This window comes from Paraburkholderia sp. BR10937, assembly GCF_040965695.1.
In the GTDB taxonomy this organism is placed as follows: Bacteria; Pseudomonadota; Gammaproteobacteria; order Burkholderiales; family Burkholderiaceae; genus Paraburkholderia.
The window spans coordinates 39516-64988 of the sequence record NZ_JBFRCL010000010.1 but is presented as its reverse complement, the minus strand read 5'-3'; the positions used below and the strand labels follow the sequence as shown (position 1 = coordinate 64988).

At 63.0% G+C, this 25473-nt stretch carries 25 protein-coding genes and 1 pseudogene; 14 read left to right on the top strand and 12 right to left on the bottom strand.

What is annotated here, in order from left to right:
* Positions 1-30: 30 nt before the first annotated feature.
* Together AB4Y44_RS10785 and AB4Y44_RS10780 are read right to left on the bottom strand one after the other, a co-directional pair.
* Positions 31-741, bottom strand: a complete 711-nt coding sequence (locus tag AB4Y44_RS10785) for a DJ-1/PfpI family protein (RefSeq protein ID WP_368699495.1) — start codon at positions 739-741, stop codon at positions 31-33.
* Positions 742-823: 82 nt separating this feature from the next.
* Entirely contained in the window at positions 824-1153 is a 330-nt protein-coding gene (locus tag AB4Y44_RS10780; protein WP_368699494.1) for a hypothetical protein, read from the bottom strand.
* Positions 1154-1320: 167 nt separating this feature from the next.
* Between AB4Y44_RS10780 and AB4Y44_RS10775 the strand changes: the two genes are divergently transcribed.
* The 7 genes from AB4Y44_RS10775 (at position 1321) to AB4Y44_RS10745 (ending at position 7651) form a co-directional block, all read left to right on the top strand.
* Positions 1321-2082 (top strand): hypothetical protein, encoded by a 762-nt coding sequence (locus AB4Y44_RS10775; protein ID WP_368699493.1) that lies wholly within the window; start codon positions 1321-1323, stop codon positions 2080-2082.
* Positions 2083-2319: 237 nt separating this feature from the next.
* A complete protein-coding gene (locus AB4Y44_RS10770) occupies positions 2320-2631 on the top strand; it encodes a DUF2282 domain-containing protein (RefSeq protein WP_342924349.1) in 312 nt (103 codons plus the stop codon).
* A gap of 43 nt (positions 2632-2674) precedes the next feature.
* The gene (locus AB4Y44_RS10765; RefSeq protein WP_368699577.1) at positions 2675-3604 is read left to right on the top strand and encodes a DUF692 domain-containing protein; all 930 of its coding nucleotides are present in this window, start codon (positions 2675-2677) and stop codon (positions 3602-3604) included.
* The gene (locus AB4Y44_RS10760; protein ID WP_342924348.1) at positions 3594-4373 is read left to right on the top strand and encodes a DNA-binding domain-containing protein; all 780 of its coding nucleotides are present in this window, start codon (positions 3594-3596) and stop codon (positions 4371-4373) included. Before AB4Y44_RS10765 ends, AB4Y44_RS10760 begins: the two co-directional genes overlap by 11 nt.
* 5 nt (positions 4374-4378) lie before the next feature.
* Complete coding sequence (locus AB4Y44_RS10755) at positions 4379-4882, top strand: DoxX family protein (protein WP_083245397.1); 504 nt, start codon at positions 4379-4381, stop codon at positions 4880-4882.
* Positions 4879-5520: a DUF1109 domain-containing protein gene (locus tag AB4Y44_RS10750; RefSeq protein ID WP_368699492.1), complete on the top strand. Its 642-nt coding sequence runs from the start codon at positions 4879-4881 to the stop codon at positions 5518-5520. The genes AB4Y44_RS10755 and AB4Y44_RS10750 overlap by 4 nt, the downstream gene beginning before the upstream one ends.
* A gap of 52 nt (positions 5521-5572) precedes the next feature.
* Positions 5573-7651 (top strand): FAD-dependent oxidoreductase, encoded by a 2079-nt coding sequence (locus AB4Y44_RS10745; RefSeq protein ID WP_368699491.1) that lies wholly within the window; start codon positions 5573-5575, stop codon positions 7649-7651.
* 51 nt (positions 7652-7702) lie between these two features.
* Here AB4Y44_RS10745 and AB4Y44_RS10740 read toward each other — a convergent pair whose 3' ends face one another.
* Positions 7703-8620: a cupin domain-containing protein gene (locus tag AB4Y44_RS10740; protein ID WP_368699490.1), complete on the bottom strand. Its 918-nt coding sequence runs from the start codon at positions 8618-8620 to the stop codon at positions 7703-7705.
* A 97-nt stretch (positions 8621-8717) separates the two neighbouring features.
* Here AB4Y44_RS10740 and AB4Y44_RS10735 point away from each other — a divergent pair, with 97 nt between their 5' ends.
* Positions 8718-9467 (top strand): SDR family oxidoreductase, encoded by a 750-nt coding sequence (locus AB4Y44_RS10735; RefSeq protein ID WP_342924344.1) that lies wholly within the window; start codon positions 8718-8720, stop codon positions 9465-9467.
* A 19-nt stretch (positions 9468-9486) separates the two neighbouring features.
* Positions 9487-10245 carry an SDR family oxidoreductase gene (locus AB4Y44_RS10730; protein WP_368699489.1) on the top strand — a complete coding sequence of 253 codons (759 nt, stop codon included), beginning with the start codon at positions 9487-9489 and terminating at the stop codon, positions 10243-10245.
* A 40-nt stretch (positions 10246-10285) separates the two neighbouring features.
* On the opposite strand, the gene AB4Y44_RS10725 is transcribed toward AB4Y44_RS10730, so the two are convergent.
* From AB4Y44_RS10725 to AB4Y44_RS10715, 3 genes are read right to left on the bottom strand one after another with little or no spacing between them, the layout of a single operon-like run.
* Positions 10286-11413: a hypothetical protein gene (locus AB4Y44_RS10725; RefSeq protein ID WP_368699488.1), complete on the bottom strand. Its 1128-nt coding sequence runs from the start codon at positions 11411-11413 to the stop codon at positions 10286-10288.
* A gap of 35 nt (positions 11414-11448) precedes the next feature.
* The gene (locus AB4Y44_RS10720; protein ID WP_368699487.1) at positions 11449-12768 is read right to left on the bottom strand and encodes a hypothetical protein; all 1320 of its coding nucleotides are present in this window, start codon (positions 12766-12768) and stop codon (positions 11449-11451) included.
* A gap of 33 nt (positions 12769-12801) precedes the next feature.
* A complete protein-coding gene (locus AB4Y44_RS10715) occupies positions 12802-14136 on the bottom strand; it encodes a hypothetical protein (RefSeq protein WP_342924340.1) in 1335 nt (444 codons plus the stop codon).
* Between the two features lie 340 nt (positions 14137-14476).
* Between AB4Y44_RS10715 and AB4Y44_RS10710 the strand changes: the two genes are divergently transcribed.
* Positions 14477-15388: a LysR family transcriptional regulator gene (locus AB4Y44_RS10710; RefSeq protein WP_368699486.1), complete on the top strand. Its 912-nt coding sequence runs from the start codon at positions 14477-14479 to the stop codon at positions 15386-15388.
* Positions 15389-15463: 75 nt separating this feature from the next.
* Here the strand turns inward: AB4Y44_RS10710 and AB4Y44_RS10705 are convergent, their stop codons facing one another.
* Positions 15464-16375, bottom strand: coding sequence for a LysR family transcriptional regulator (locus tag AB4Y44_RS10705; RefSeq protein ID WP_368699485.1), 912 nt, complete (start codon positions 16373-16375; stop codon positions 15464-15466).
* A gap of 212 nt (positions 16376-16587) precedes the next feature.
* On the opposite strand from AB4Y44_RS10705, the gene AB4Y44_RS10700 reads away from it, so the two are divergent.
* Positions 16588-17565 carry a zinc-binding alcohol dehydrogenase family protein gene (locus AB4Y44_RS10700; RefSeq protein WP_368699484.1) on the top strand — a complete coding sequence of 326 codons (978 nt, stop codon included), beginning with the start codon at positions 16588-16590 and terminating at the stop codon, positions 17563-17565.
* 475 nt (positions 17566-18040) lie between these two features.
* On the top strand, positions 18041-18397 hold the full coding sequence (locus tag AB4Y44_RS10695; RefSeq protein WP_342924336.1) for an STAS/SEC14 domain-containing protein: 357 nt from the start codon (positions 18041-18043) through the stop codon (positions 18395-18397).
* 147 nt (positions 18398-18544) lie between these two features.
* Here AB4Y44_RS10695 and AB4Y44_RS10690 read toward each other — a convergent pair whose 3' ends face one another.
* Complete coding sequence (locus AB4Y44_RS10690; RefSeq protein WP_368699483.1) at positions 18545-19249, bottom strand: helix-turn-helix transcriptional regulator; 705 nt, start codon at positions 19247-19249, stop codon at positions 18545-18547.
* Between the two features lie 151 nt (positions 19250-19400).
* Here AB4Y44_RS10690 and AB4Y44_RS10685 point away from each other — a divergent pair, with 151 nt between their 5' ends.
* Complete coding sequence (locus AB4Y44_RS10685) at positions 19401-19799, top strand: VOC family protein (protein ID WP_368699482.1); 399 nt, start codon at positions 19401-19403, stop codon at positions 19797-19799.
* 139 nt (positions 19800-19938) lie between these two features.
* Positions 19939-20121, top strand: a pseudogene (locus AB4Y44_RS10680) (IS5/IS1182 family transposase); the annotation flags it as partial.
* A gap of 203 nt (positions 20122-20324) precedes the next feature.
* On the opposite strand, the gene AB4Y44_RS10675 reads toward AB4Y44_RS10680, so the two are convergent.
* From AB4Y44_RS10675 to AB4Y44_RS10660, 4 genes are all read right to left on the bottom strand, one after another.
* Entirely contained in the window at positions 20325-21017 is a 693-nt protein-coding gene (locus tag AB4Y44_RS10675; protein WP_368699481.1) for an alpha/beta family hydrolase, read from the bottom strand.
* A gap of 465 nt (positions 21018-21482) precedes the next feature.
* A complete protein-coding gene (locus tag AB4Y44_RS10670; protein ID WP_368699480.1) occupies positions 21483-21623 on the bottom strand; it encodes a hypothetical protein in 141 nt (46 codons plus the stop codon).
* 1049 nt (positions 21624-22672) lie between these two features.
* Positions 22673-24346 carry an NRAMP family divalent metal transporter gene (locus tag AB4Y44_RS10665; RefSeq protein ID WP_368699479.1) on the bottom strand — a complete coding sequence of 558 codons (1674 nt, stop codon included), beginning with the start codon at positions 24344-24346 and terminating at the stop codon, positions 22673-22675.
* A 119-nt stretch (positions 24347-24465) separates the two neighbouring features.
* A complete protein-coding gene (locus tag AB4Y44_RS10660; RefSeq protein ID WP_368699478.1) occupies positions 24466-24618 on the bottom strand; it encodes a hypothetical protein in 153 nt (50 codons plus the stop codon).
* Between the last annotated feature and the right edge of the window lie 855 nt (positions 24619-25473).

Sequence of the window (25473 nt, the reverse complement as noted above, 5' to 3'; positions counted from 1 at the left end):
CTTGCGGGCGAACACTATTCCGCGCCTGCCTCAACTTCCAGGCATGCGCATTCGGTCCTGGTAGACGCGTCCGGTAGACATCCGCCTTTCGGTAATGGCTTGCGCACGTTCGGTCACCGTTGCCAGGATGTGCGCCGGCGCCGTTTCCGGAGAACCGGACTGGAACGGAGGCTGCGGGTCATAGGCCATATACAGTTGCAGTTCCTGGGCGACCGTCTCTCCGCGCAGCAGCGAGACCACGATCAAGGAGCCATCGATTCCCGACGTCACGCCACCCGCGCTGATCAGTTGGCCGTCGATTACAACACGCTCGCGACTCGGAATCGCGCCGTAGAGCGGGAGGACGTCCAATGCCGTCCAGTGCGTCGTAGCACGCTTGCCATGCAGCAGGCCAGCCGCACCGCAGAGCAGCGCGCCGGTACAGACCGAAAAGACGTAGCGCGCGCCTGCTGCCTGGCTGCGAATGAACGACAGAACGGTTTCGTCGTGCATCAAGGCCTCCTGGCCGTGTCCGCCCGGAACCAGGAGGACGTCGAGCTGCGGCGCCTCTTCAAACGTGGTGTCGGCGAGCAACTGCATGCCAGCCAGATCGCGAACCGGGTTCTTGTCCTTCCAGAGCGTCATGAACGACGAATTCGGCACTCGCGCCAGCGCCTCGAAAGGTCCGGTGAAATCGCACTGGTCCATGTTCGGGAAGATGATCCCGCCAAGTTTCAGGTGAACGTCCAGGGGAATCGTCATATCCGTCTCCGTTTGGAATGCAGAACACCAGGCGTGACCCGCGAGGAGGGGACAAGCGCCTGCCGCCCCCCTCTCTGGCGCATCAACGCCTGGTCCTTAACCCTGCCACGCGTATTGCTGGAACATCTCCTCGAGCGGCGGGTTGGCGACGCTGCCGGTATAGTTCGTCATCGTCGACGCAGCTGCCGTTGGTGACGGCATTCGTCAGCAACAGGGTCTGAACCTGTGCCTCCGTGAAGCTGCCGCCGTGAGCCTGCTGAAACACGGCGGTCAGGCCATTGATGAGCTTTGGCGAACCGGCAATTGCACCGGCAATGTTGGGGACCATGCCGAATGCTTCGGCAAGACCTCGAAATGCCGGTTTCGAGCCTTCCGGTGCCGATTCGAATGTATATACGGGGAAGTTAGCCATGGTGTTTGCTCGGGAGGTGGACACGTGCATCGGGGGGCGATCACACGACAAGCAAAGAGTAGTGATGTGCCGCAGCCTCGCCAATTACATGGCGTGTAATAGAAGATAGTCGTTCAGGCATCCAGCGAAAGCAACCGCGCCTGCACGCAAAAACGGAGAGTCGAACAATGCACCATCTCGGCGTTGCGGTCATTGTGTTTGCCTGCGTGTTCGCCAGCGCCCTGCTCGGCCTGTATCTGCACACCAGGCTGCCGGAACGCCATCTCGGCGACGAATCGGTCAGCGTCATTAAGCTGACGATTGGATTGATCGCCACCATGGCCGCATTGGTGCTCGGGCTGCTGATCTCGTCGGCGAAAAGCTCGTTCGATGCCGCGAACGCCGCGGTCGTACGCGACGCCACCGACATCATTCTGCTCGATCGCACACTGGCCCAGTATGGTCCGGAGACGCAGGAGATCCGGGCCTTGCTGAAGCAGGGTCTCGCCGCCGGCATCCAGAAGATCAGTTCGGGCGATCCGGGGCAACTGGCGAGCATGCGCAGCCCGGAGGAACTGAAACGCGGGGAAAATATTCAACGCAAACTCGCGGAACTGTCGCCGACCAGCGAAACGCAACGCCGGCTACAGTCGCGCGCCATTCAGATCGCCGGCGACGTGCTGGCGATGCGCGAGCTTGCGCTGCTGCAGGCGGCAGGCTCGACCCCGATGCCGCTACTGCTGACGCTCGTGTTGTGGCTGTGCATCATCTTCGGCTCGTTTGGGCTGTTCACATCACCCAACGCGACTGTCGTCATCACGTTCTTTCTGGGCGCGATATCCACCTCCATCGCCATCTTTCTGATCCTGGAAATGAACACGCCGCTCGGCGGAATCGTCGCCGTCTCCCTCGCGCCGGTGCTTGAGGCGCTCTCCATACTCGGACAGTAGTCGTCGCGCTAGCGCATAGAAGTTTTGCCGCTGCGATCGACATCGCGCGTTAGTTCGTTCGTTCAGGCCTTCCGGTTACAGCCGGAAGCGCTTTTTTTTGCGCTCGCAAGCTCCCCCTCTCCCTTCGAATATCTTCACGCAAAAAAAATCGACCGGTGTAACCGGCCTCCAGCGTCGCGCGAATTAGCTGGTGTATCCGCGACGGATACCTCAAATCTCAATCACTGGAGAACGTCCATGTCCGCAAAGACCGCTGTTAGTTCCGCCCTGCTTGCAGGTGCCGTTGCCAGCCTGCTGGCTTCAGTCGCGCATGCCGCACCGCTCACGAAGGAAGAGATGAGCGCCGCCGTCGCCGCTCACAAGGAGAAGTGCTTCGGCGTCGCGCTGAAGGGGCAAAACGACTGCGCCGCCGGTCCCGGCACGACCTGTCAGGGAACCTCGACGGTCGACTTCCAGGGCAACTCGTGGAAGTTCGTTCAGGGCGGCACCTGCTCGAGCATCGTCGTACCCGGCGGTGGCCACGGCTCGCTCACGCCGATCAAGTCCTGATCGCTACGACCACGCAAGAGAGGGGACGGTCATGAACACTTCCATGCAATCAGCGGCGAGGTCCGGCCGTCCCCTTCGCACGGCGCCTGACGCGGCTGCGCTCGTAGGCACGAGCTTCAAGCATGAGCATCTCACGGCGATTCTCGAAGACGGACTGCAGGACGGCTTCTTCGAGGTGCACGCCGAGAATTATATGGGCGCAGGCGGGCCGCCGCACCGCGCATTGAACGCGATCCGCGAGCGCTATCCGGTCTCGCTGCACGGTGTGTGCATGTCGATCGGCGGACCGGACCGGCTCGACGCCGGCCATCTCGCGCGCTTTGGCGAGCTGGTCGCGCGCTACGAACCCGCAGTCGTTTCCGAACACCTCGCGTGGTCTTCGCATGGCGGCACGTTCTTCAACGATCTGCTGCCCCTGCCTTACACGCAGGCGACACTCGACAAGGTCTGCGAACACATCGATCAGATGCAGGCAGCCATTGGACGTCCGATGCTGCTCGAGAATCCGTCGACGTACGTGGCGTTCGCCGCGTCGACGATGAGCGAAACGGAATTCATCCATGCGGTCGCGCAGCGCACGGGCTGCGGGCTGCTGCTCGACGTCAACAACGTTTTCGTTTCGGCGACCAATCACGGTTATGCGGCACGCGCGTATCTCGCGGATTTTCCTCTCGATTACGTCGGCGAGATTCACCTGGCCGGCTACAGCGAGCAGCACGACGACGAGTATGCGCCACTGCTCATCGACAGCCACGACCGCGCCATCGCCGATCCGGTCTGGGCGCTCTACCGCGACGTGATCGCGCGCACCGGGCCTATACCGACACTGATCGAATGGGACAGCCAGTTGCCTGCGTGGCCCGAACTGCGCGCACAAGCCTTGGCGGCCCGGCGGATCGTCTCCGAACTTTTTCTCGACAATGCATCGGAGTCCGATATATCAATCCTGGAGCGCACCGGCCATGAAGCCTGAACAATCCACGAACGACTACGCGACGGCCTTCGCGCCGGGACTGACGAACCCCGACCTCGCCGCACCGAACGGTGTCGTGGCGGCGCATGGCAAGGGCGTCGTCAAGCGCTACAACGTCTATCGCAACAACGTCACGGTCAGCCTCATCGATGCGCTGGCCGCGATCTATCCCGCCGTGCAGCGCATCACAGGCGTCGAGTTCTTCCGTGCGATGGCGCGCTTTCACGTGCGCGCCACGCCGCCGGCTTCGCCGCTCCTGTTCGAGTACGGGCGCGACTTTCCGTCGTTCATCGAAAGCTGGGAGTACGCACGTGACATGCCGTGGCTTGCGGATACGGCACGCATCGAGCGCGCGTGGCTCGACGCCTATCACGCCGGGGACGCCGCACCGCTTGCGGCCGACGCGTTCGCGGGCATCGACGCGGATTCGCTCGCGCAGCTGCGCTTTGTCCCGCATCCGGCCGCGCGCATCGTGCGCTCGCGCTACCCGGCCGTCGCGATCTTCGCGATGAACCGGGCGCCCGGCCCCGTCACAGCGCTGCATGCGAGCGATGCGGAAGACGCGCTCGTCACGCGGCCCGACTACGACGTGATTGTCTCGCGCCTGCCTGCGGGCGGCGCTGCGTTTCTGCTCGCTCTCATCGAGGGCATGCCGCTCGGCGCCGCCGCGCAGGCAGCCTTCGAGGAGAGCGACGCCTTCGACCTGCCGGCCAGCCTGGCCGCGATGATTTCGGCCGGCGTGTTCGCCGCCGTTCAACCAGGAGCGTAACCATGATGCAAACTCGACAGGACTCCAGACCGTCTTTCGCGGGCAACGTCGCGCACGCGATCGGCTGCGCCCGGCGCTTCATCGAACGGCTCGCCCAACCGTCGTTCGTGCAGCTCGTGCTGCGCATTGCTCTGGCCGTGCCTTTCTGGAAATCGGGCATTCTCAAGTGGCACGGTTTCCTGCAGCTCAACGACACGGCCATCGATCTCTTCACCGACGAATTCAAGCTCCATCTGCCCGGCGGTCCGTATCCGTTTCCGGCGCCGGCCCTCTTCGCGTTCCTCTCCGCGTGCGGCGAAGTCGGTTTCCCGGTGCTGCTCGTGCTCGGGTTCGGCACGCGCTTCGCGGCCGCGGGATTGCTGCTGATGACCTGCATCATCGAGCTGACGGTGCCGGACGGCTGGCCGATCCACATCACATGGGCCGCCATGGCGCTCGGCATCGCCGCCTGGGGCCCCGGCGTGATATCGATCGACTACCTGCTCGGAGACCGCGCGTACCGGTCATGAAAACGCGAGAGCTGGTCACCCGGCTCGCGAGCGACGTGTCGCCCATCGAGCGCTACGCCGTTCCGAGGCTGCTCACGCGCGCGCTGCTGCACGGCCTCGCCGCCAGCGCGGCCCTGCTGGTTGCGCTGTACGGCGTGCGCAGCGACATGCCCGAGCTGATCCTCACGACGATGTTCTGGGTGCGCCTCGCATTCCCGCTCGCGATCATCGCCGCGGCCGTGGCGCTCGCCGAGCGGCTGGGCCGCCCCGGCGCGCGCCTCAGGCTCGCCGGGCTCGCGGCGGCGCTGCCGGTGGCCTCCATGCTGCTCGCCGCCGGCAGCGTTCTGCTGGCGACGCCGCCGGGCTACCGGCTCGAGTTGATGCTCGGTACGACGTGGCGCACGGCGACGGCGAACGTCGTGCTGCTCTCGCTGCCCTCGCTCGCCACGATATTGCGCGCGATGAAGCAGCTCGCGCCGACGCGCCTCGCCCTGGCCGGCGCGGGCGCGGGTCTGCTGGCCGGCGCGCAGGGATTGCTCGTCTACTCGCTGTATTGCTCGGAGATGGCGGTCCCGTTCTGGGGTGTCTGGTACGTGCTCGCCATCGTCATCACGACCGCAGTCGGCTCGGCCGTGGCGCCGCATTGTCTGCGCTGGTGAGATTCGCTTCGACGCGGCATGCGCCGTGATGGTTCGCTCGAAAGGGTGCCGTATGTTCTGGAACGCCTTCAAACCCCTGGTCCGCTTCGCGCCCACAATACGCGCGCTTTGCATGCCGTGGCTGCTGCTTGCCACTCGCGTCTGGTTCGGGCAGGTCGTGCTCGTGCATCAGATCATGGCCATGGCGCAAGGCAATCAGGGCGGCTCAACCGGCGCCGGATTACATGCGCCGTCCAGCGTGGAGGCAGCACTGCACGGTATCGTGCCGCTCCTGCTCACCGCTGGCCTGCTGACCCGGCCCATCGCGCTCGTGCTGCTCGTTGGCGGCTACGGATCGATCGCCCTCGGTCCGGGCGGCACAACGTTTGTCTTGCTCGCCTGGCTGGTCGTGCTGGGTCCGGGAAGCTTCTCCCTCGACGCGATGTTGGCGCGAGGCCTGGCGTGGGCGCCACTGGGCCCGACCCGACAGGTCAGGAATTGCTATGCGCTGATCGAACGGTATGTGTCACCTGTGCTCCTGCTCGTCTCGCGCGCGGGCATCGCGGCATCGCTCAGTCTCGCTTCCGCATTGACGGCTTCCCTGTTCGGGCGGGCTACCCATCAAGATCTCGCGGCACTGTTCGCGTACCCCTCATGGCTCGCTGCGCTGCTCGCATTGAGCATCGCCTTCGGCTGCATGACGCGGCCCGCGATGCTCATCTATGCCGCCATGATTCCGCTCGCTGGCATCGCCATGTCCATGGACGACCGGCTGGCCATGCTGCTCCTGCTGCTGATGTTCGTCGCCACGGGGCCCGGCGTCATCTCGGTGGATCATTGGCTCGCCCGCTGGGTGCTCGACCGCCTCGAGAAAGAAGAAGGCACGCTCAATCAACGTCCCCATGTCGTGGTGGTCGGCGGTGGCTTTGGCGGGATCGAGACCGTTCGCGGCCTGCGCAATTCGCGCTGCCGCATCACTCTCATCGACCAGCGGAATCATCATCTGTTTCAGCCGCTGCTCTATCAGATCGCGACAGCAGCGTTGTCGCCCGGCGAAATCGCGACGCCGATCCGAAGCCTCTTTCGTGGGCAGCGAAACGTCCAGGTCCGTTTGGGCAGCGTCACAGGTATCGACACCACCACCCGCGAAGTGCTGATCGGCGCAGCCAGCCTGAAATTCGACTATCTCGTCCTCGCAACCGGCGCGCGTCACAGTTACTTCGGCAACGATCACTGGGCGCCGTACGCGCCCGGGCTCAAGAGCATCGAGGACGCGACCTCGATCAGGAGCCGTCTGCTGCGCGCATTTGAAGAGGCGGAAACGGCCGCCGACGAAGCAGCCCGTGCCGCGTGGCTGACGTTCATCATCGTCGGCGGAGGACCGACGGGTATCGAGCTGGCCGGCGCCATCGCGGAACTGGCGCACCACGGGATGGATCAGGAATATCGCACCATCGATCCCTCGACCTCGCGCGTCATTCTGGTTCATGCCGGCCCCCGCGTTCTGCCGACGTTCCCGCCTTCCCTGTCTGCCGCCGCGGAACGTTCCCTTCACAAGCTGGGCGTCACGATCTACCTCGATACCCGGGTGCTGGGTATCGATCAGGAGGGCGCCGACCTCGGCAAGGATCGCATTGCATCCCGAACCATCCTGTGGGCTGCCGGAGTGGCAGCGTCTCCGGTCGCCAGATGGCTGAACCAGCCAGAAGACGCGTCCGGACGAATCAAGGTGAACGACGATCTCTCTGTTGCGGCAGCTGAAGGCATCTATGCGATTGGCGATGCCGCTGCGAGTCTGGGCTGGAACGGCGCGGCAGTACCGGGGTTGGCACCTGCCGCCAAGCAGCAGGGAAGATATGCCGCGCGCGTGATCGACGCACAGCTTGCGGGTCGCCGTCCTCCGCCGCCGTTTCGATACCGGCACTTCGGCAGCCTGGCAACGATCGGGCGTCAGGCCGCGGTGGCGGAAATCGGCCCCATCCGCATGTGGGGCGCGCCGGCGTGGTGGTTCTGGGGCGCCGCACACATCGCGTTCCTCACCGGCGGGCCGAACAGGATGAAGGTCATGCTGGATTGGCTCTGGGCCTACGTCACCTACCGACGCAGCACGCGGCTCATCACCGATCCGGCTTCCGACAGGCGACCGGGTTGATCTTCGTAGTACGCGCGCCCAAAGCCCCGTCGGCAACCCGCACACGACTGCTTACACGCTATCCGGGGCCATCTGCTCCTCACGCGCGTACTGCGTGGGCGGCCGGCCGACGTGCCGCGTAAAGGCAACGCTGAACGTGCTGGCCGAGCTGTAGCCGACACGTTGCGCAATCTCGGCGATGCGGCCGTGATTGCGGCGCAACAGATCCTTCGCGAGCGCCATGCGCCAGGTCAGCAGGTATTCCATCGGTGCGACGCCGACCGCGCGGCTGAAGCGCTCGAAAAACGTCGAACGCGAGAGCGCGGCCTCCTTCGCGAGCGCGGCAACCGTCCATGGCTTCGTCGGATGTTCGTGCATCTCCCGCATCGCAGCCGCGAGGCGGCTGTCGGAGAGCCCGCGCACGAGGCCCGGTGGCGCATACGTTCCCGCCGTGGATCGCAGTGCTTCGATGAGCAGCACTTCCAGCAGGCGCGAGAGCACGACTTCACGCGCAGGCCGCTGCTCTCTCGATTCCTCGCGCACGAGTTTGACGAGTGTGGCCAGCCGCTCCTGGCCGCGGACGTGCACGAGTTGCGGCAGCAGCGAAACCAGCAGGGACGAATCCGGCGACCCGAAGCTGCAATGGCCCGCCACCATGCGCGAGTCGACGGGGTGGTCCGCAGCGCCGATCCTGAATTCGTTGTTGCCCAGCGCGACGGGCGTCACGGGCTCGACGTCCGGCGGCGGGGGCTCGAGGCTGCTCACCTCGATGCCATAGGACGCGGGAATCAGGACGAAGTCACCGGCCACGAGTTCGAGCGGCGCATGATCGTCGATCGTGATGCGGCACCCGCCATCGAGGATGACGCAATAGAAAGGCTCGCCCGCACCCGAACGACTGATGCGCCAGGGGCCGGCGCCGAGGACGAGTTTGGAGTAGCGCGCACTCGGCTGCAGCAGCGTCACGACTTCAGCCAACGGATCGATCATGGCCGGACTCCTGCAAACGAAATTCGGATCTTTGATTGTAGCAAGTACGGTCTGCGCGATCTATCGTATGGACACACGCAAACCCAAAGGAGATTCCATGCAAACCGTGCTGATCACCGGCTGCTCTTCCGGATTCGGGCTCGAGATCGCCCGCTACTTCCTGGCCCGTGACTGGCGGGTCGTCGCCACGATGCGCACGCCGCGCGACGACGTGCTGCCGCCTTCGGAGCACCTGCGCGTGCTGGCGCTCGACGTCACGAAGCCGGAGAGCATCCGCGAGGCCGTCATGGCCGCGGGCCCGATCGACGTCCTCGTCAACAATGCGGGCTATGGCGCGGCTTCCCCGGCTGAACTGGTTCCGATCGAGGCCGTGCGCGAGGTCTTCGAGACCAACACGTTCGGCACGATCGCGGTGACGCAAGCCGTGCTGCCCCAGTTCCGCGAGCGCAAGGCGGGTGTCGTCGTGAATGTTACGTCGAGTGTGACGTTGAAGGCGCTGCCGCTGATCGGCGCGTACCGCGCGAGCAAGGCGGCGGTGAACGCGTTCACCGAGTCGATGGCGCTGGAACTCGAACCGTTCGGCGTGCGGGTGCGCCTCGTGCTGCCGGGCCGCTCACTGGAGACACGCTTTGGCGATAACGCGCGTGCCCACATCCACGGCTTCGACAACGAAGCCTACGCCGGTCTCGTCAAACAAGTCCTCGCGCATCTGGAGGACACGGCGTCCCCCCTCACCCGGGCGCAGGACGTCGCCGAGGCCGTATGGCGCGCGGCGACCGACCCTTCGACGCCGATGCGCATTCCCGCCGGCGCCGATGCCGAAGCATGGGCAGCCGAGGTGAGCTAATCAACATCAGGAGATTTGCATGCAGGACAATGTCATCGCCCTCGTCACCGGAGCCAATCAGGGAATCGGTCTTCAGATCGCGAAGGATCTCGCGTCACACGGCCTCACGGTGCTCGTCGGGTCGCGCAATCTCGAACGCGGTGAAGCCGCGGCCAGGGAAGTTGGGCCGAACGCGCGTGCGCTCCAGCTCGACGTGACGGATCACGCTTCGATCGCTGCCGCCGCGCAGCGCATTCGGGACGAGCATGGCCGCCTCGACGTGCTCGTCAACAACGCCGCGATTTCAAGCACGAACCGGAAGCCCGGCCAGTCCGTCGAGGACTTCGCGAAAACTACCCGCCCGAGCAATGTCTCTATCGATGAAATGCGCGCGGTGTGGGACACCAACGTGTTCGGCGTGCTGGCCGTCTATCAGGCGATGCTGCCGCTCCTGCGCAAATCGACGGCCGCTTGCATCCTCAACGTGTCGAGTGGCGTTGGGTCGCTCACGACGAACTCGGACCCTGCGTTCCAATGGCGCTCGATCTTCGGCCCAATCTACCCCGCGTCCAAGACGGCGCTCAACGCGTTGACCGTTGCGATGGCGATCGAGCTGGAGCCGGAGGGCATCAGGGTCAACGCCGTCTCGCCGGGCTACACCCGCACGAACCTGAACGGCTATACGGGCACGGAGACCGTCGAGGAAGGTGCACGAGAAGCGGTACGCGTCATTCTGCTGGGACCGAATGGCCCGTCGGGGACATTCACTCGCTGGGAAAATCAGACGATTCCGTGGTGAGCGAGGGGCCGTCGAAGGCGAACGGTTGTCTCCACACTCGTTACGCGGAATTCGCCGCTTGTGCGAGTTCCAAGCGAATCTTGCGGTTGGTGCGTTCGACGCCCGATTCGCGGTGCGCTCGCAGCGGCCCGTCAAACGCCTCGAACAGGTTGTTGCCGCAGACGTCTTCAAGGGCCGGTGCGACACGAATGACGGGCCGCGTCGCCGTCCAGGGCGAATCCGGCGTAAAGGTCCAGCGCCTTTCGCCCCGCTCGATCGCGACGCGCCCTGATACCGGCCGTTCGTCGTCCCCCACGACCGTAATCGCACGCCGGAGCAACGCCCAGTCCAGCGGCCTGGGAAACACGATCTCCAGCGGTTGACAACTCTGTACTGCAGGCGGCAGCACCGTCCAATGCACGACCGCAATGGGCTCGCGAACCGCCTGCCCGACAACGAAAGGCTTGTAGAAATTCTGCCGTAGCGGACAACCGGACGAGTCGAGCATCGCCGAGCCGACGGCCAGCGCGTAGCGTTGCCCCATCGTCAGCGGCGGACCCAGTTCCCGATTGGGGCCTACCCAGCGTTTCAGCCTGCCGGGATCCAGCAGAACCGTCAGGCATCGCATGCTCCTGTCCCATAGCTCCACCACAGGCCGATAGAGCACGTCGTGCGCAGGCCGTCCATCGGGGCCGATGAGACGGATCTGCGCCTCGGCACCGCCACGCCGCATCGGGCTCGAAAAGCAAACGTAGAAGCGAAGCAGGTTTTCCGGCAGCACATCGGCGGATGGAAAGACACCCGTCACCGAAGCCGGGTCGGCGCCGATCGGGTTCGGTAGCGAGAATTCGAGCGTCAGCACGTCCGCGTCATCAAGCCGGCCGAGCGGCCGCGGATCGAAGCTTGCCCGATAGCGACGGCCCGGTTCGAACGGAAAACGCGGAATGAATCGCACCCCGGCCTCCAGAAGCTGATAGCGGCCGGCCACATCGGGAAGTTCGTCGCCGCCCCGCATGGCTGCATCGATGACGCTCACGCGCAGCACGGATTGCAGCAGGCGGGCCGTCCCCTGGCGTTCGACGAGAAACGCAACGAGATCTGCATCGAGGTTGTGCACGCCGACGCAAGCCGCCCCGCCCGGCTGTGTCTCGTGCTCGACCCGCAGTGTTGGCTGGACTGTCATCGGCATCCTCACTCAGTCTCGTTGCGCGATCTGCCCACCGGCTACGCGTGGTCGATCTCGTTGCGATGTTCGCGGTAGTGGAACGGATCGGGACCATCCGGCCAGTTCATTTCCGCCATTCCCAATCTGCGGTCGAAGAAGTACGGAACCATCAGCGTACCGATGTCCAGTCGCCAGGACGTCTTCGGATGCCGCCAGATGACGACCGCCCACCGTGGATCGAGAATCGCGATATGTTCCGCCCGAATCGGCAGATCGCGCTGCGTGCGCCCGAGGCCGCCCGGCCCAAAATCGATGGGGCCACCGGTCGGCTCGGGTTTCGCAGTCGTCAACGCCGCAGCTTCGATACGCGACGCGCTGCGTACATCGATGGTCACCAGCAAGTAGTCCTTATGGTCGGTCGGATCTGTATAAGTCAGCATATCCAGCGGATTCGACCCATAGCCCAGCTCGCCGATCGTGTCCCCACGCACATGCGCGCCGTCCTTCAAGTCTTCCAGAGGGAAGCGCACGAGCGGCGTGCAACCGTACACCGCAAACAGGTACGGTTTTCCATCCATCTCCCGGATCAGTTGGCGCACGATCGGGGCGCGCGTTTCGAACTCTCCGTGCGTCGGGTGCCAGATTTCGACGGTGCTCGTCGACAGCCGGGAACGGAACGGGTATGGGATGCGATACAGCGTCGACGCAAAGCGCTGATTCGAGATGCCCGTCACGAATACCTCGCCGTTGTAGTACTTGACGTCCGTGATCGCGTAGACCTGCTGGGGCTCGAACTCCAGCATCGCCTTCTGGTCCGGCTCGTTTGGAATGGCCATTTTCGAATGCGCAATCCCGTCGAGTTCGAGCAACTCGAGCTTGCCGTGATCGACCTTCACGATCGCAGCCATGGCGCCTGGTCCGCTGCCGCGTTCGACCGACATGAATATCTGCCGCGACGGCTGATGGACCGCCATATCGTTGATGACGATATTGCCGACCGTCGTGCCGAAGAGCGCAGCGAGCTTCTGATCCACGCCCAGGACCAGATCGCGGCCCTCGAAGTTATGAAAATTTCCCATCTCCACGTCGGCCTGAGAGGTCACGTCCGACTCCCTCAGCGCAAACGCATGAACGGCCGCACCCGTGATATCGCCGACGAAGAGGATATTGCCGGGCCCGAACTCGAGGGCTCCCGCGGACTGGAGCGGACCGCCCGGCCGCGGCGAGCCGCCCCCCTCCACTTCGGTCCTGGTCTTTTCACCCCCGGCCCGCGCCGGGCCGGACAAGGCAAGCATGAGTGCCGAGGCCGAGCCAGCCCGCAGAAACTCGCGCCGTGAACGGACATCGTCCGCCATACCGGATGTTGTCGTGTGGTCCATTGCGTTCCCTGGTTGTCGCGTCGACGTTCAGTGCTAGATGCTTGCGAATCCGCCGCCGGCAGCCGTGAATCCACCGCTGATTTCGAGCGCATCGATTGCGCCATGCAGCTCCAGCGGATTGACGCCTTCGCCATGGGTGATCAGGCCGCCGGCGATCGCGATCTTGCGCGCCGATCCTCCGGGCTTGATGCTGAGCGCCGTCGCCGCAAGCCGGACAACGACACCCTTGACCAGTGAGTCGCCCGTACCGCCCCACGTCTCGATGCCGCGGCGGACGGCGATCTCGCCGACGGGCTGGCTGATCTGGATGCCCACTGCGCCATCGGCATGCGTGAGGACGCGCTCGAATTGCGCAGACCGCACGGTGCCCGTGTAGACATTGAAGCCGCGCGATCCCTGGCCGAACGTCTCGATCAACGCGTCGACCTCGAGCCGCTCGAGGGAGCCGAAATTCACGAAGCCGATGCCGCTCGGCCCATAGGACGTGACTTTCCCGTCGACGATCCAGCGATCGACGGCGCCCCAGTTGTCGAGCACCATGTCATTCGGACCGTAGGTCGTCACCGGGCCGTGATTGTGCACATTCGCGACGCATGCGCCCGACACGACGAACACGCCACCGGTGATGCGATCCGGCGTGCCGGGCGCGATGCCGCCGTCGCTATGGACGGCGCCCGTCTCCAGCCGATGCGCGACGACACGGCCGCCCGTCTCTCCGGCGCCGCCAACGAAGATGCCGCTGCCGCGAACCGGCGCACCGGCGCGGCCCGCCGAAAGACCGGTGAGGTCCGCCGTGATGACCACGCCGCGGTCTTCGCGCTGATTCCAGAGCGTGAAGACACCAGGAACGACTTCGACGCCGTATCCCTTCGGGCGCTCTTCATAGCCACGGGCGTCCGCAGCCCGAATGTCGATATCGTGGGCTTCGACATGGCCGCCAGCCACGTTGTCGCGGGCCAGCAGCTGCACGACGCCCGCGATGCTCAGATCGTGCAGCACGAGCCGACCGAATCCGTCGACATGCGTGTCGTTGAAGATGGCGCGGCGATCGGGGTCAGTGGAAAGCCGCAAGCTCTCGACCCGATTGTCTGCCGAAAGCTCAAGCCCGTCGCTTCCGGGCGCGAAGCGCAGGGCGGCGTGTGCGTCGATGCCAGTCAAGGCCAGACCGGGCCGCAAGCGAAGGGCCGCCACCCCATCGATCTGCGCTGAGACGACGATATGCAGAACCTGGTCGTCGTCGACCGCCGTCTGCAATTCGGCGAGCGTGGAGACGTTGCGCGTTTCGGTGTTCACGATGGGTCGTTCCTCCATGAGCTGATGCACGGTGCGCACGGGCGAAAACCCGCTAACGGCAATGCGTTTTGCCACGACCTCGCCGGCCTGCGCTTCGACCGCTGCATAGAACAGCAGGGCCGCTCAGGCGACCGTTTCGCGGACTCGTGAACCGCAATGTGTTCTGGATGGTAGCCAACCGTTCGGCTGACCGCTAACGGGCATTCCGGAAATTGGATTTCCATTTCTGGAAAGCTCGCGCGAGCGGCCGCTGTGCGTATCGCCAGTTCATGGAGGACACCTTCGCGACCGGCTCCTTCACGTCGCCACGGACGCACCGCTGCCTTGCTGCCGCCCGCTTGCGGCAGTACTCTGCGTCAGACGATGGAGGCCGCAGATCGCCAGCAAGATGCGGGTCGGACGGAGCGTAACGGTAATGAAAGATCTGAATACGCTGCTGATTTTCGCGAAGGTCGTCGAGGCGAGCAGCTTCTCGGCAGGCGCGCGGCGGCTCAAGATGCCCATTTCCTCTGTGAGCCGCCGTATCGCCGAACTCGAAAATCAGCTGGGCGTTCGCTTGCTCGATCGATCCACGCATCACCTGAGGCTCACGGACTTCGGCGCCGAAGTATTCGAGCTCGCAAAACAGGCTACGGAGGTCAGCGAAGCCGTCGACAACGTCATCTCGAACCGTCTGCCCGAGGTGTCCGGCGCCGTGCGGCTCTGTGCGCCGCCGAATCTCTCCGACTCGCTGATCGTGCCGGTCGTCGAAGCCTTTCAGCAGTCTTACCCCAACGTGGGAGTCAAGGCATTCATTACCGAACGCATCGTCGACCAGATAGCCGAGGACGTCGATATCGCGTTCAAGGTCGGAACCATCACCGACCCGACGCTCGAAGCCCGCACGCTCTTGACCTATCGGCATCAGGTCGTGGCGAGTCCGAAGTACCTCGCCCGATGCCCGCCTCCGGAATCGCCGCGGGACCTTCCCGCGCACCGGCTTTTCGCATTCTCCTTCTGGAAGCCGGACTATTGCTGGAGCTTCGTTCACGTCAACGGCCGGGATACCGAAACGGTTTCCTTCCAGCCGGCAATCGCCATGAACGATTACACCGGGCTCATCGTGGCGCTGCTCGAAGGCTGCGGCATCGGGGAACTGCCGCCCATCGTCCAGCCGGACCTCGTGCGCAGCGGGCAGCTCGTCGAGGTGTTGCCGGACTGGCATCTGCCCGTGTTCGACCTGACCCTCGCCAACCTGCGCGACCGCTATCTGCCCCGGCAGGTTCGCATCTTCAGGGACTTCGCGTCGAAGATGGTGCCCGGGCTCTTTGGCACCTTACCTTCCTGAAAGGCGAACACAGGCGATGCCAACGAACCTGTTTCAACCATACTTAATCTGTAGGAGTTCGAATGTTTCGACTCCCTACTCCGGAAGATCCGGAAACAATACCGGTGCCATTTCGATCGCGAATTCCTTGAAGAGCCTGCACGGTTTTGAAATGTGCCGGTTGCCCAGGTAGACGAGTGAGAGGTCGTATGTCGGGAGGCGCCACTGCGGCATCACCTCCACCAGCTTGCCCTCGCGGACGAGATCGGGTCGAACTACAGGGGGCAGCTCACCAATGCCGGCACCCGCCAGCAACATGGAAGCGAGGCCGGAAAAATCGTTCATGGCGAATAACGGCTGGAACGTGAGCGTCTGCTTTTCGCCTCCATTCTCGTGCACGAAGCACCAGCTGCAATCCGGCTTCCAGTGTGAAAACGCAAGCAGGCGATGCTCGAGCAGATCCTGCGGCTTTCGGATCGCCCCGCAGCGCCTGAGGCAGGCGGGCGTCGCCACGATGCGGTGCCGGTAGACCAGAAGACGCCGCGCGACCAGCGACGAATCGCGCAGTGCACCCACCCGGAACACCAGGTCGACGCCGTCCGCGATATGTTCGACGTAGCGCTCGGTGACGAGTATCTGAAAACGCACGTTCGGATAGTGCTTCTGGAATTCCATGACGAGCGGCGTCAGCAAGGTATCCGATACGCTGGGCGGCGCCGAAAGGCGCAAGAGCCCGGACATGGCCGAGAGATGGTTGGAAGCGACGCTGTCGATGGCCTCACCCAGCTCGACGCCTCGCACGGCTTGCTCGTACACCTCCTTGCCGAGGTCGGTGAGCGTGAGATTACGCGTGGAGCGTTCGAGGAGGCGAACGCCCAGTGCCTGCTCGAACTCCGCGATGTGCCGGCTGACCGTGGAGACCGGCATGCCAAGCCGGCGTGCCGCTCCGGAAAGGCTGCCCGCTTCGACCACCCTTGCGAATATCACCAGCGAGTTGAGGTTCGCCATCGCTTTTCCATCATTGGAAAACCATTGTGCGCCAACCGTCGGCGGCGTCGCAAGGACGAGCGCGACCCCGGAGCACGAGCGCGCATGTGACATGTCATGGCACGCCGATCTTCCCGGAACTGGAAAACGATTTTCTGCTTTACCGTCTACCGGAATATCGCAGCTGCTCTATGGTTTTGCATGTACACCCACGAGCCGCAAAGGAGGCGTCGATGACGACGATGAAAGCAGCAGTGATCCACGAGCCGGGCGGCCCTGAGGTGCTCAAGCTCGAACAGCGTCCGGTACCGACGCCGCAGCGCGGCGAGGTGCTGATTCGCGTGAAGGCGTTCGGACTCAACCGGTCCGAAATGTTCACGCGCCAGGGATTTTCTCAGAGCGTGAAGTTTCCGCGCGTGCTGGGAATCGAGGCGGTCGGCACCGTGGAAGACGCACCGGGAATGGAGTTCGCCAAGGGCGATACGGTTGCCACCGCGATGGGAGGCCTGGGGCGTGAATTCGACGGCAGCTATGCGGAGTACACCTGCGTACCTGCCCGGCAGGTGCAAAAACTGGTCACCGGCTTGCCCTGGGAAACGCTCGGCGCAATGCCGGAAATGCTGCAAACCGCATGGGGCTCGCTGTTCAAGGCCCTCGCGCTGCAACAGCGGGACCGGCTGCTGGTTCGCGGCGGAACGACATCGGTTGGACTTGCCGCTGCGGCAATCGCCAAAGCGCACGGTGCGTTTGTGATAGCGACGACCCGCAATCCGCAGAATGGCGACGCGCTGCGTGCCAACGGCGCAGACCGGGTCGTCATCGACTCGGGCGCAATCGCGCAGGAGATCGGCGAAGTGTCGCCCGGCGGCGTGGATAAAGTGCTGGAACTCATCGGAACCACGACACTGAAGGACTCGTTGCGCTGCGCGAAACAAGGCGGCGTGGTGTGCATGACGGGCATCGTCGGCAACCAGTGGTCGTTCGATACCTTCAGCCCGATGGAAGTGATACCGAGCACGGTGAAACTCACTATTTACGACGGCGGCGTCAATGAATTCATGGCGACCCCGTACGACGAGCTGCTGGCGCAGGTGAAGACTGGAACACTTCGCATCCCCGTTGGGAAAGTGTTTCGACTCGACGATATCGTGGAAGCGCACCGATGCATGGAAGAGAACAAGGCCGGGGGGAAGATCGTCGTGCTGCCATGAGAGCGGCTTTCAGGCGATTCCACTGACCAATGGGAGCCACGACCTCGCGTTTTGCGGTGCGCACCAGCAACGGCTGACCAGAAGAAAGTTTCACTAAAGCCGACGCGCCCGATCTAGCCCAGACTGCAGTGCGCCGCAAGATTCCCCAATTTTGTTGTTGCGCCGTGCAGACACGTCGCACCGCTATTTTTGTCGGCTAGATTAGTGTCACACGCCTTGAGTAATCTGGCGATGCGCCTAAAGACGGAATAGCCCCCGTCAGGTGCACCCCTCGGCCGCGTCCCTGTATGCGGCCTTTTTTATGCACCGCAAACATTTGAGGCGCTTTGCAAAACGTCGTGGAAGGAACGCCGTGGCACACGACGTTGTTGCGGGAAGCATTGGGCGCGTGAAAAGGGGTACCATGAGAAAACAATCGAACGCCAGGCCTATCCGCGCCTGAGCGTGTAACGTCTCCATACCCAGGGGGCCCGCCATGATCCAGTATCACTCCACGCCCGATTCGCCGGTCGTCGAAATCACCGTCGAAGGCAAAATCACCGACCACGATCTGCGCGAAGCCATCGAGCGCATGCGTGCCGATCTCGAACTCAACGGTAAGACCCGTGTGCTCGAACGCATCGAGCATTTCAGCGGTATCGAGCCCAAGGCGCTGTGGACCGACATGACGCTCGGCGTCTCCGTCGCCCGCAAGGTCACGCGCGCCGCGGTGGTAGCCGACGCAGCCTGGATTCGCGCCTCGATGCATCTGGCGCGATTCTTTACCAAGGCCGAAATCAAGGCGTTCCACGTCAGCGAGCTGGAACAGGCTCGCGCCTGGATCAACGCCTGAACGTCGCCTGCGGCCGCACGCTTCGGAGGGTGGACGGCGAGAGCCGCCGCTCGCTCCCCGGAGCCGGATTGACTGCTTTCGCAGTCAGGAGGCGCTTTGCCTTCATGGCAGCAGGCAGCGCCGTCGCGAGCACGGCGTGAACACAATTTATTCCGGCAGATCGATCCCGCGCGATTGCTTCATATGCTGTTTCCATCGCGCCATCAGTGTTCTTCTCCACACATCGTGCGGCTCATCAAGAAACGTGGCGTCGACAATCCGATCCGTTCTGAAGTGACGAAAGTCCTGACGCAATTCGCACCACGCAACAAGTAGCCGGACCGCATCCGCGTAACCAATGAGCAGCGGCCAGATTGTGCGTTTGCTCGCGCGTCCGCGTTCGTCGCGGTAACGGATTCGAAGCTTGCGACCCACGCGAATCCACTCGCGAACCTGCGCGATGTTCAGCATATCGGCCGGCGACGATTGTGGCGGAGGCGTGCTGACTGTCGGCTCCGCGATGAATGGTCTCAACCGGTCCGGCACCGCCGCCGTGATCTTGGCGATCAGATCCCGAGCGGCTCTTGCCAGCACCGGATCGCTTCGTTGGGCGACCCATTGTGCGCCGAGCACGGCGGCTTCCAGTTCATCGGGCGTCAGCATGAGAGGCGGCATGTCGTAGTGAAGGTCGAGCACGTAACCAATGCCCGCCTCGCCAGAAATGGGCACGCGCTGTCCCATCAGATCGGCGATGTCACGATAAACAGTCCGCACGGAGATTTCCAGTTCTTCGGACAGAGCGCGCGCGGTCACTGGACGCTTTGCGCGGCGCAGAATCTGGATGATCTGGAAGAGTCGATCGGCTCGGCGCATGACGGAGTTTCGCTGCTGACAGAATGGTGGCAGCAGGCCTTTTGTAGGATGGTGGAAAGTCGTCTACCGCGTTGACGGCGACTTTATCGCCGGACCTCGAGCTTGCCAATGCGGGTCCGGATACTCGTTTGCCTAATAAAGGACAAGAAAAATGGATTTCGTCTCCGCCCGCGTTATCACCAATGACATCAAACGGCTGGTCCGATTCTACGAGGACATCGGGCTGAAGGCTATCTGGTACACGGAGGAATTCGCAGAACTGTCGACCGCGACCTGCACCCTCGCCATTGGCAGCACGCGCACCATGGACCTGTTCGGGTCAGGGGCCGCGATACCGGCAAGCAATCACTCGCTGATTCTCGAATTCCATGTGCGCGACGTGGATGAGGTTTACAGCCGGCTCGGCGGGTGGCTCGAAGACGTTGTACAGGCACCGACCACCCAGCCATGGGGCAATCGCTCGCTGCTTGTTCGGGATCCGGACGGCAATCTGGTCAACTTCTTTACGCCGGTCACCCCGGAGGCCATTCGCAAGTACATGAAGCAGTGAGTCGTTGCGGCGGATGGCGCCGCCTCATCCCAGCCGGCGAGACGAATGCTCAACGGCTGAGAATATTTATGTAAGCTTTGACTGCATCCTGTAGCACGCAAGGGCGTTGCGCATAGCTCGCGCCATCGACTCCGCGAACTATTTCACCGAAGTCATGAGTCTGGCGGACAAGCGGGGCTTGCTGTCGAGAGAGCATTTCTCGGTGAGCGGCACGCTGATTCAGGCGTGGGCCAGTCACAAGCGCCTCCGCCGCGAGGACGGCCCGGACGATGGTCCGCCAGCCGGCGGTGGCCGCAACGCCGACACTGACTGGAAAGGCGAACGATTAGTTAGGGGTTCTCCACCAACGAGCGCCAACTACAGCAGCGAAGTTGCCGACACCATCCCTCTGACGCGACAGGCGTCGCTTATCGTGGCTATGCGACAGACCATCTGCGCATAGCGAAGGGATTGAGCGGGCGAGTGCAGCACGGCGAGTTCGCCGGCTCGCCGTCCCGACTCTGCTACTAGCATTCCTGCGCTTGCTCAGGTAGCTGGCACGAACTCTCCTTCGGCGAAGAACCACGCCGACATCGTCCGTGCCAGTTCGAGCACGACCTCCGCGTCGGTCCGGCCGGAGGACGCGCGCACGTGGAACGAATGATCTGCGTCGTCCACCACATGCAGCGTGGCGCGTGGCCCCAGCGTCTCGACGACCGACCTCAGCAAGTGAAGCTCGGCCAGCTTGTCGCGCGTGCCCTGCAGGAAGAGTATCGGCACCGTGACGTCCGCCAGGTGCCGTGCCCGCTCCACGCCGGGCGCGCCCGCCGGGTGCAGCGGGAATGCGACGAAAGCGAGGCCACGCACGCCGTCGAGCGGGGAGATGGCTTGGGCCTGGGACGTCATGCGGCCGCCGAACGACCTGCCGCCCGCGAAGAGCGGCAGGGCTGGCAGCCGCCGGCGGGCCTCTGCAACTGCTGCCTGCACGGCAGCATGTGCCACGGCCGGCGAGTCCACCCGCTTGGAGCCCCGCTCCATGTACGGAAACTGGTAGCGCAATGTGGCGACATCGGCCGCCGCAAGCGCGTCGGCCAATGACGACATGCCGGCATGCTGCATGCCCGCCCCGGCACCGTGCGCGAAGACATACAGGGCTCGCGCGTCCTCCGGCACCCGGAGGAGCGCAGAGACCTTAGTGCCGTCGGGCAGTGCCAGGGAAAGCGATTCTGGGTCGTCCATCGTATTCAGATCGTGTCGTTGTGGCCATTGCGCCGATTCTGCATCAATGAGGCATCGGGGAGCGTTTGTGGCGGCGTCCGGCAACGCATTGCGCAGGCGGAATTTGCCGGCCGATCCATGGAGCGCGCGCCCATCGTGAACGGCGCCGCAGTGGCGCTATGTCGGTTGACGACCGCAAGCCCGACGGCGTTAGTGCACGCCTGCATCATTGTCAGCGCAATGTTACGACGCTGCAATCAGTGTCAAAGGAAGCTCTCGAAGGGCAGTTCATTTAGCTGGCTCTCTGGAAGAGCATGTCCGGCTGCAAAAAGTTCTGGGTTCGGCCCATCAACAGCCATCCGCGAATGCAGTGCGAATGACCGCAGTTCACGCCACAAGAGCCATACAATTGGGCGGACTACCGCTCGTACGTTGCAAGCCGGCTCGGTAGCAACGCCCCGGTGCGTTCGAGGCCCCCACAGTTGCTCAGGACATGAGGGCTTTCAGGCGTCGCCAGAAGTCCGCGAACGGGTGCTGTTCCCGCGTTTGCAGCGAAAGTATCGCGTCGTACTGGACACGTGCCTCGTCGACGTGCGGCAGGTTCGACAGGAGGAGGCCGAAGTTCATGATTGTGCTCCGTGCGTCTGGCTTGACGCGTTGTATGGAAAGCCAGTAGACACGGAAGACCGGGCGGATCATTGGCGCGGCGGCAGAGGTCTACTTGCTTTCCTAGCTTAAAAGCAAAGGCAGAGGTGAGCGGCATATGGGATAACTGTCAGGGTCCGACATTTCGACTCCTTATCGATGTTGAGGCGCACGACTGCACCGTGCGTGCTTGTTCACGCGCTCGGCCGCGAACGACTCGCACGAGCGCGAACGAACGTCGCCGCGAGTTGAAAGCTGCGATGCGTCCATACGGACCCGTCAGCAGCGTCCAGATGTCCCTCCGGTTTCAACTCTGTGTCAGAGTAAGCCATGCTACGTAAACGCAGTGAAAAAATGAGGGTATCGCGTAGAAAAATGCGATAGCGACTCAACTGATACCTGAATGTTGCCGCCGCGTTCTGGGCAGAATCGTACGACTGCACGCAGCTTGCTGCGCTTAGATCATTTTCATTCGCCTATTGCCGTTTATCCCGTCAGATGTCCGTCCGAATTTGTATCTGCAGCGGCCATTTGCTGACATTCGACGATCGGCAGACAAGGGCCGGCTTCTGCCGACCTCATCAGGCAGCAGTCGGCAAGAAGCGACATTCGGCATGTATTGTGTACTACCCAGGGAACTTCTCCCACTCGCCTGAGAGAAGACATCCACTTGCCGGCTATTCGCTGCGTAGCGCGTTACTTAGGCAGTATTTCCCATAGACGAGGCAGTGGGTCGCCCCGCCATTCTGCAGTCCGTTCGCAGAAAAAGCGTCCGCAGCGGGCTGCGCTACGTTTGTTGTGGTTATCGAGCAATTTCGATCGGCAGCCAGAAACGTCGTGACAAGGACCAGGGCAAAAACCACGGATATCTCGAGAATGTGCTTTTTCATCATCGACTCCTGATGCCGTAACCCGAATCCGCATCACGTCCGAAGACCTCGCGACGCGCCATTCCCCGGAACTGCTGCCCGATGGCCTGGTGGAGATGCGCCGCCCGCGAGCCAAATAACGGACTTGCCCGGATTTTCTGGCTATTTAAGAAACATCAGTTGCGCGACTTTCACGATCACGAGCGCAACCGCGATCAACAGATAGCCGCGCAGTACCCCCATCCAGATCCGCCTGGCGAGAGTAAGTCTGGGCGGTGGCAATTCGTCGAGCGGCGGCATGCGCCACCAACGGCGTGCGTCTTCCGGATACACCCGCGGCGCGACGCCGACGGCGTCCTTGGGTTCTCGATGCAGTCTTCGAATCCCAACCGTGACCAGATAGCCCACGACCGCCAACACAGTGCCGCCCGCGAGCACCTTTAGTATGGTTTCTCCACTCATATCGGGATACATCACAGATGTGGTCAGGATGACTGACAGCATCACCAGCACCCAGATCACCGCGCCCGTGAAAAGGTTCACCCTCTGAGAGTTAGCCCATGGACCGAGTACCTCCCGGTCATTGCACAGGAGTAGCAGGAACACAGTTGCGCTTGGCAGCAGCACGCCTGCGAGCGTCTGCACGGCCAGCGTCAGCAGACCAAGCGGGCTTCCAGGAATCAGGACCAGCCCCGCCGACCCAGCGACAATTCCGAAATACACGAGATAAAAGCCCTTTGCGGCAGACACGCTGCGATGCAGCGAATGGCGAATCCTGAAAACGTCGCCGATGGCGTAGGCCGTCGACAGCGACACGGACGCCGCGCCGATGATCGCGGCGTCGAACAGGGCCACGGCGAACAGGGCCGCCATCGTCCAGCCGGCGTACTTCTCCAGACCGGCGATAACGCCACCTGCATCCGTAAAATTGCCGAATTCAGGCTTACCAGCGAACAGTTCCGCGCAGAAGGCCATCATCGCGATCGCACCAATCATCACGAACACGATGCCGATCCACAGGTCAGCCCGTTCATACCGGATGAAGCGCGGCGTAATACGTTTGTCGACCACGTAGCTCTGCTGGAAAAACAACTGCCACGGAGCGACCGTCGTCCCGACGATGCCTATCACGAGAAGCATGACGTCGGAAAGCTTCGAATGAGCGGGCCACCCCGGAACAAGGAGGTCGCGCGTCATCTGGCCGACCGGCGGGTGGATCGACACCAGCACCGGCACCAGCAGCAGACTCAGTACGCACAGCACCATCGCGAAGCGTTCGAAGCGCCGGAAGTTTCCCGTGCTGACCGCCGCCATCGTCAGCGCCGCGGCAATGCAAACGCCGGCGAGCCTCGAAAAGCCGAAGAAGTCGAGCACGAACGTAATGCCGATGAACTCGGTAACGATCGTCAGTGCGTTCAGCAGAAAAAGATCAATGATGCTGAACGCGCCCCAGAAGCGGCCAAAGCGCTCGAAAATCAGGCGCGCGTGCCCCACTCCGCTCACGGCGCCCAGTCGCAGCACCATTTCCTGGTTCACGTAGAGTACCGGCACAAGCAGCAGGAGTGTCCATAACAGCGTGGTGCCGTAGTTCTGTCCCGCCTGGGTATAGGTGGCGAAAGCGCCCGCATCGTTGTCACCCACCATCACGATGAGGCCTGGGCCGAGAATGGCCAGAAGCGTGCGCAGACGCGCCCACCAATGGGTTCGGGGCGCTACGTCGTGGCGTGCGATGGTGCCCAACGCACCGGTTATATCGCCAAGATGCGCTTCGTCCAGGACCGCACTGCGCTCCAGCACGCCGCTGGCCGACGATGAGTTCTCCGTCCGGATTGACATGCTGTTTCTCCCCGATGTTCCGAGTTACCGAAACGCAAATGCCCGCCTCCGAAGAACGCGAGCGAGCGAATCGCGACGTGAGCGCATCGCCCGCTTCTGCCGAAGGCGAGTGCCTGTATTTACGCAACTAGCTGCGAAATAAGCGCCATCACCCGCTTCCAGAAAGTAGCGAGCCGGTGGGACTCCCGGAACTGGAGCGACAGCATCGCGTCGTACTGGACGCGCGCCTCGTCAATGTGCGGCAGGTTGGATAGAAGCAGGCCGAAAATCATGATGTTTCTCCGTGCGCCTGGCGTTGACGCATCAGTGCCGATAGCAGACGGACACGAAGAAGGTGCGCCTCATGGACGCCCTAACCGTCTGCTAACGCTATCTCCAGTGGGTTGAAGAGGCGGTGGCATATGGGACAACTGTCACTTGCTGGCATTGAGACTCCTCCTCGTTGACGGGCACGTCCGGCGCTTTGTGTCTATGACGTTCCCACGCGAACGAACGCATGCTGCGAGCGGAATGTTCACAGCATGATGCCAAGCGAAGCGCACGCAAGCGCGGCACCTGCATGGCGCTAGTCATCAAGGTGCACGGGAGGTATTACCAGGACGCGCACCGCCTGCCGGACGGCAGGACGGTGGCCAAAAACGGGCGCAGACGCCCTGCGGACTCAGGCAGGAAGACCGTTCGAAGATCGGCAACTACTGGTGTCCAAGGCATCAGCCCCTTCAATGAAGACTCTTATAGTCTAGGTTTATGTATACGGGTCGTCAACGTGATTCGGTCAGCACCACGAACCTGTATGAGGCACAAGACACTGCCGGAATCAGGCCTTCCACAACTCGATCCACGATGGTCGCAGATACCTATTTGTCTCTGCTTTTGCCACCGACGCCGACCTTGCCGCGCCCGACCTTGCGATGCGGTGCAGAGGGGCGCAGCCTCTTTCTGGCGCCAGTTGCGAACGAGACGTGCTCCGCAGGGTAGCGGGTCGTTCTGTGCGATGCGGCCTGACAAGCGGGACCGCCCGGAACGATGCGTTTGATAGCTGACATGACTCGAGCCTCTCGAATAGCAACCAGGGCCTTCCCCTGCGTATGATCCGATAACAGGGTAACGCACATACTATGGGGTCT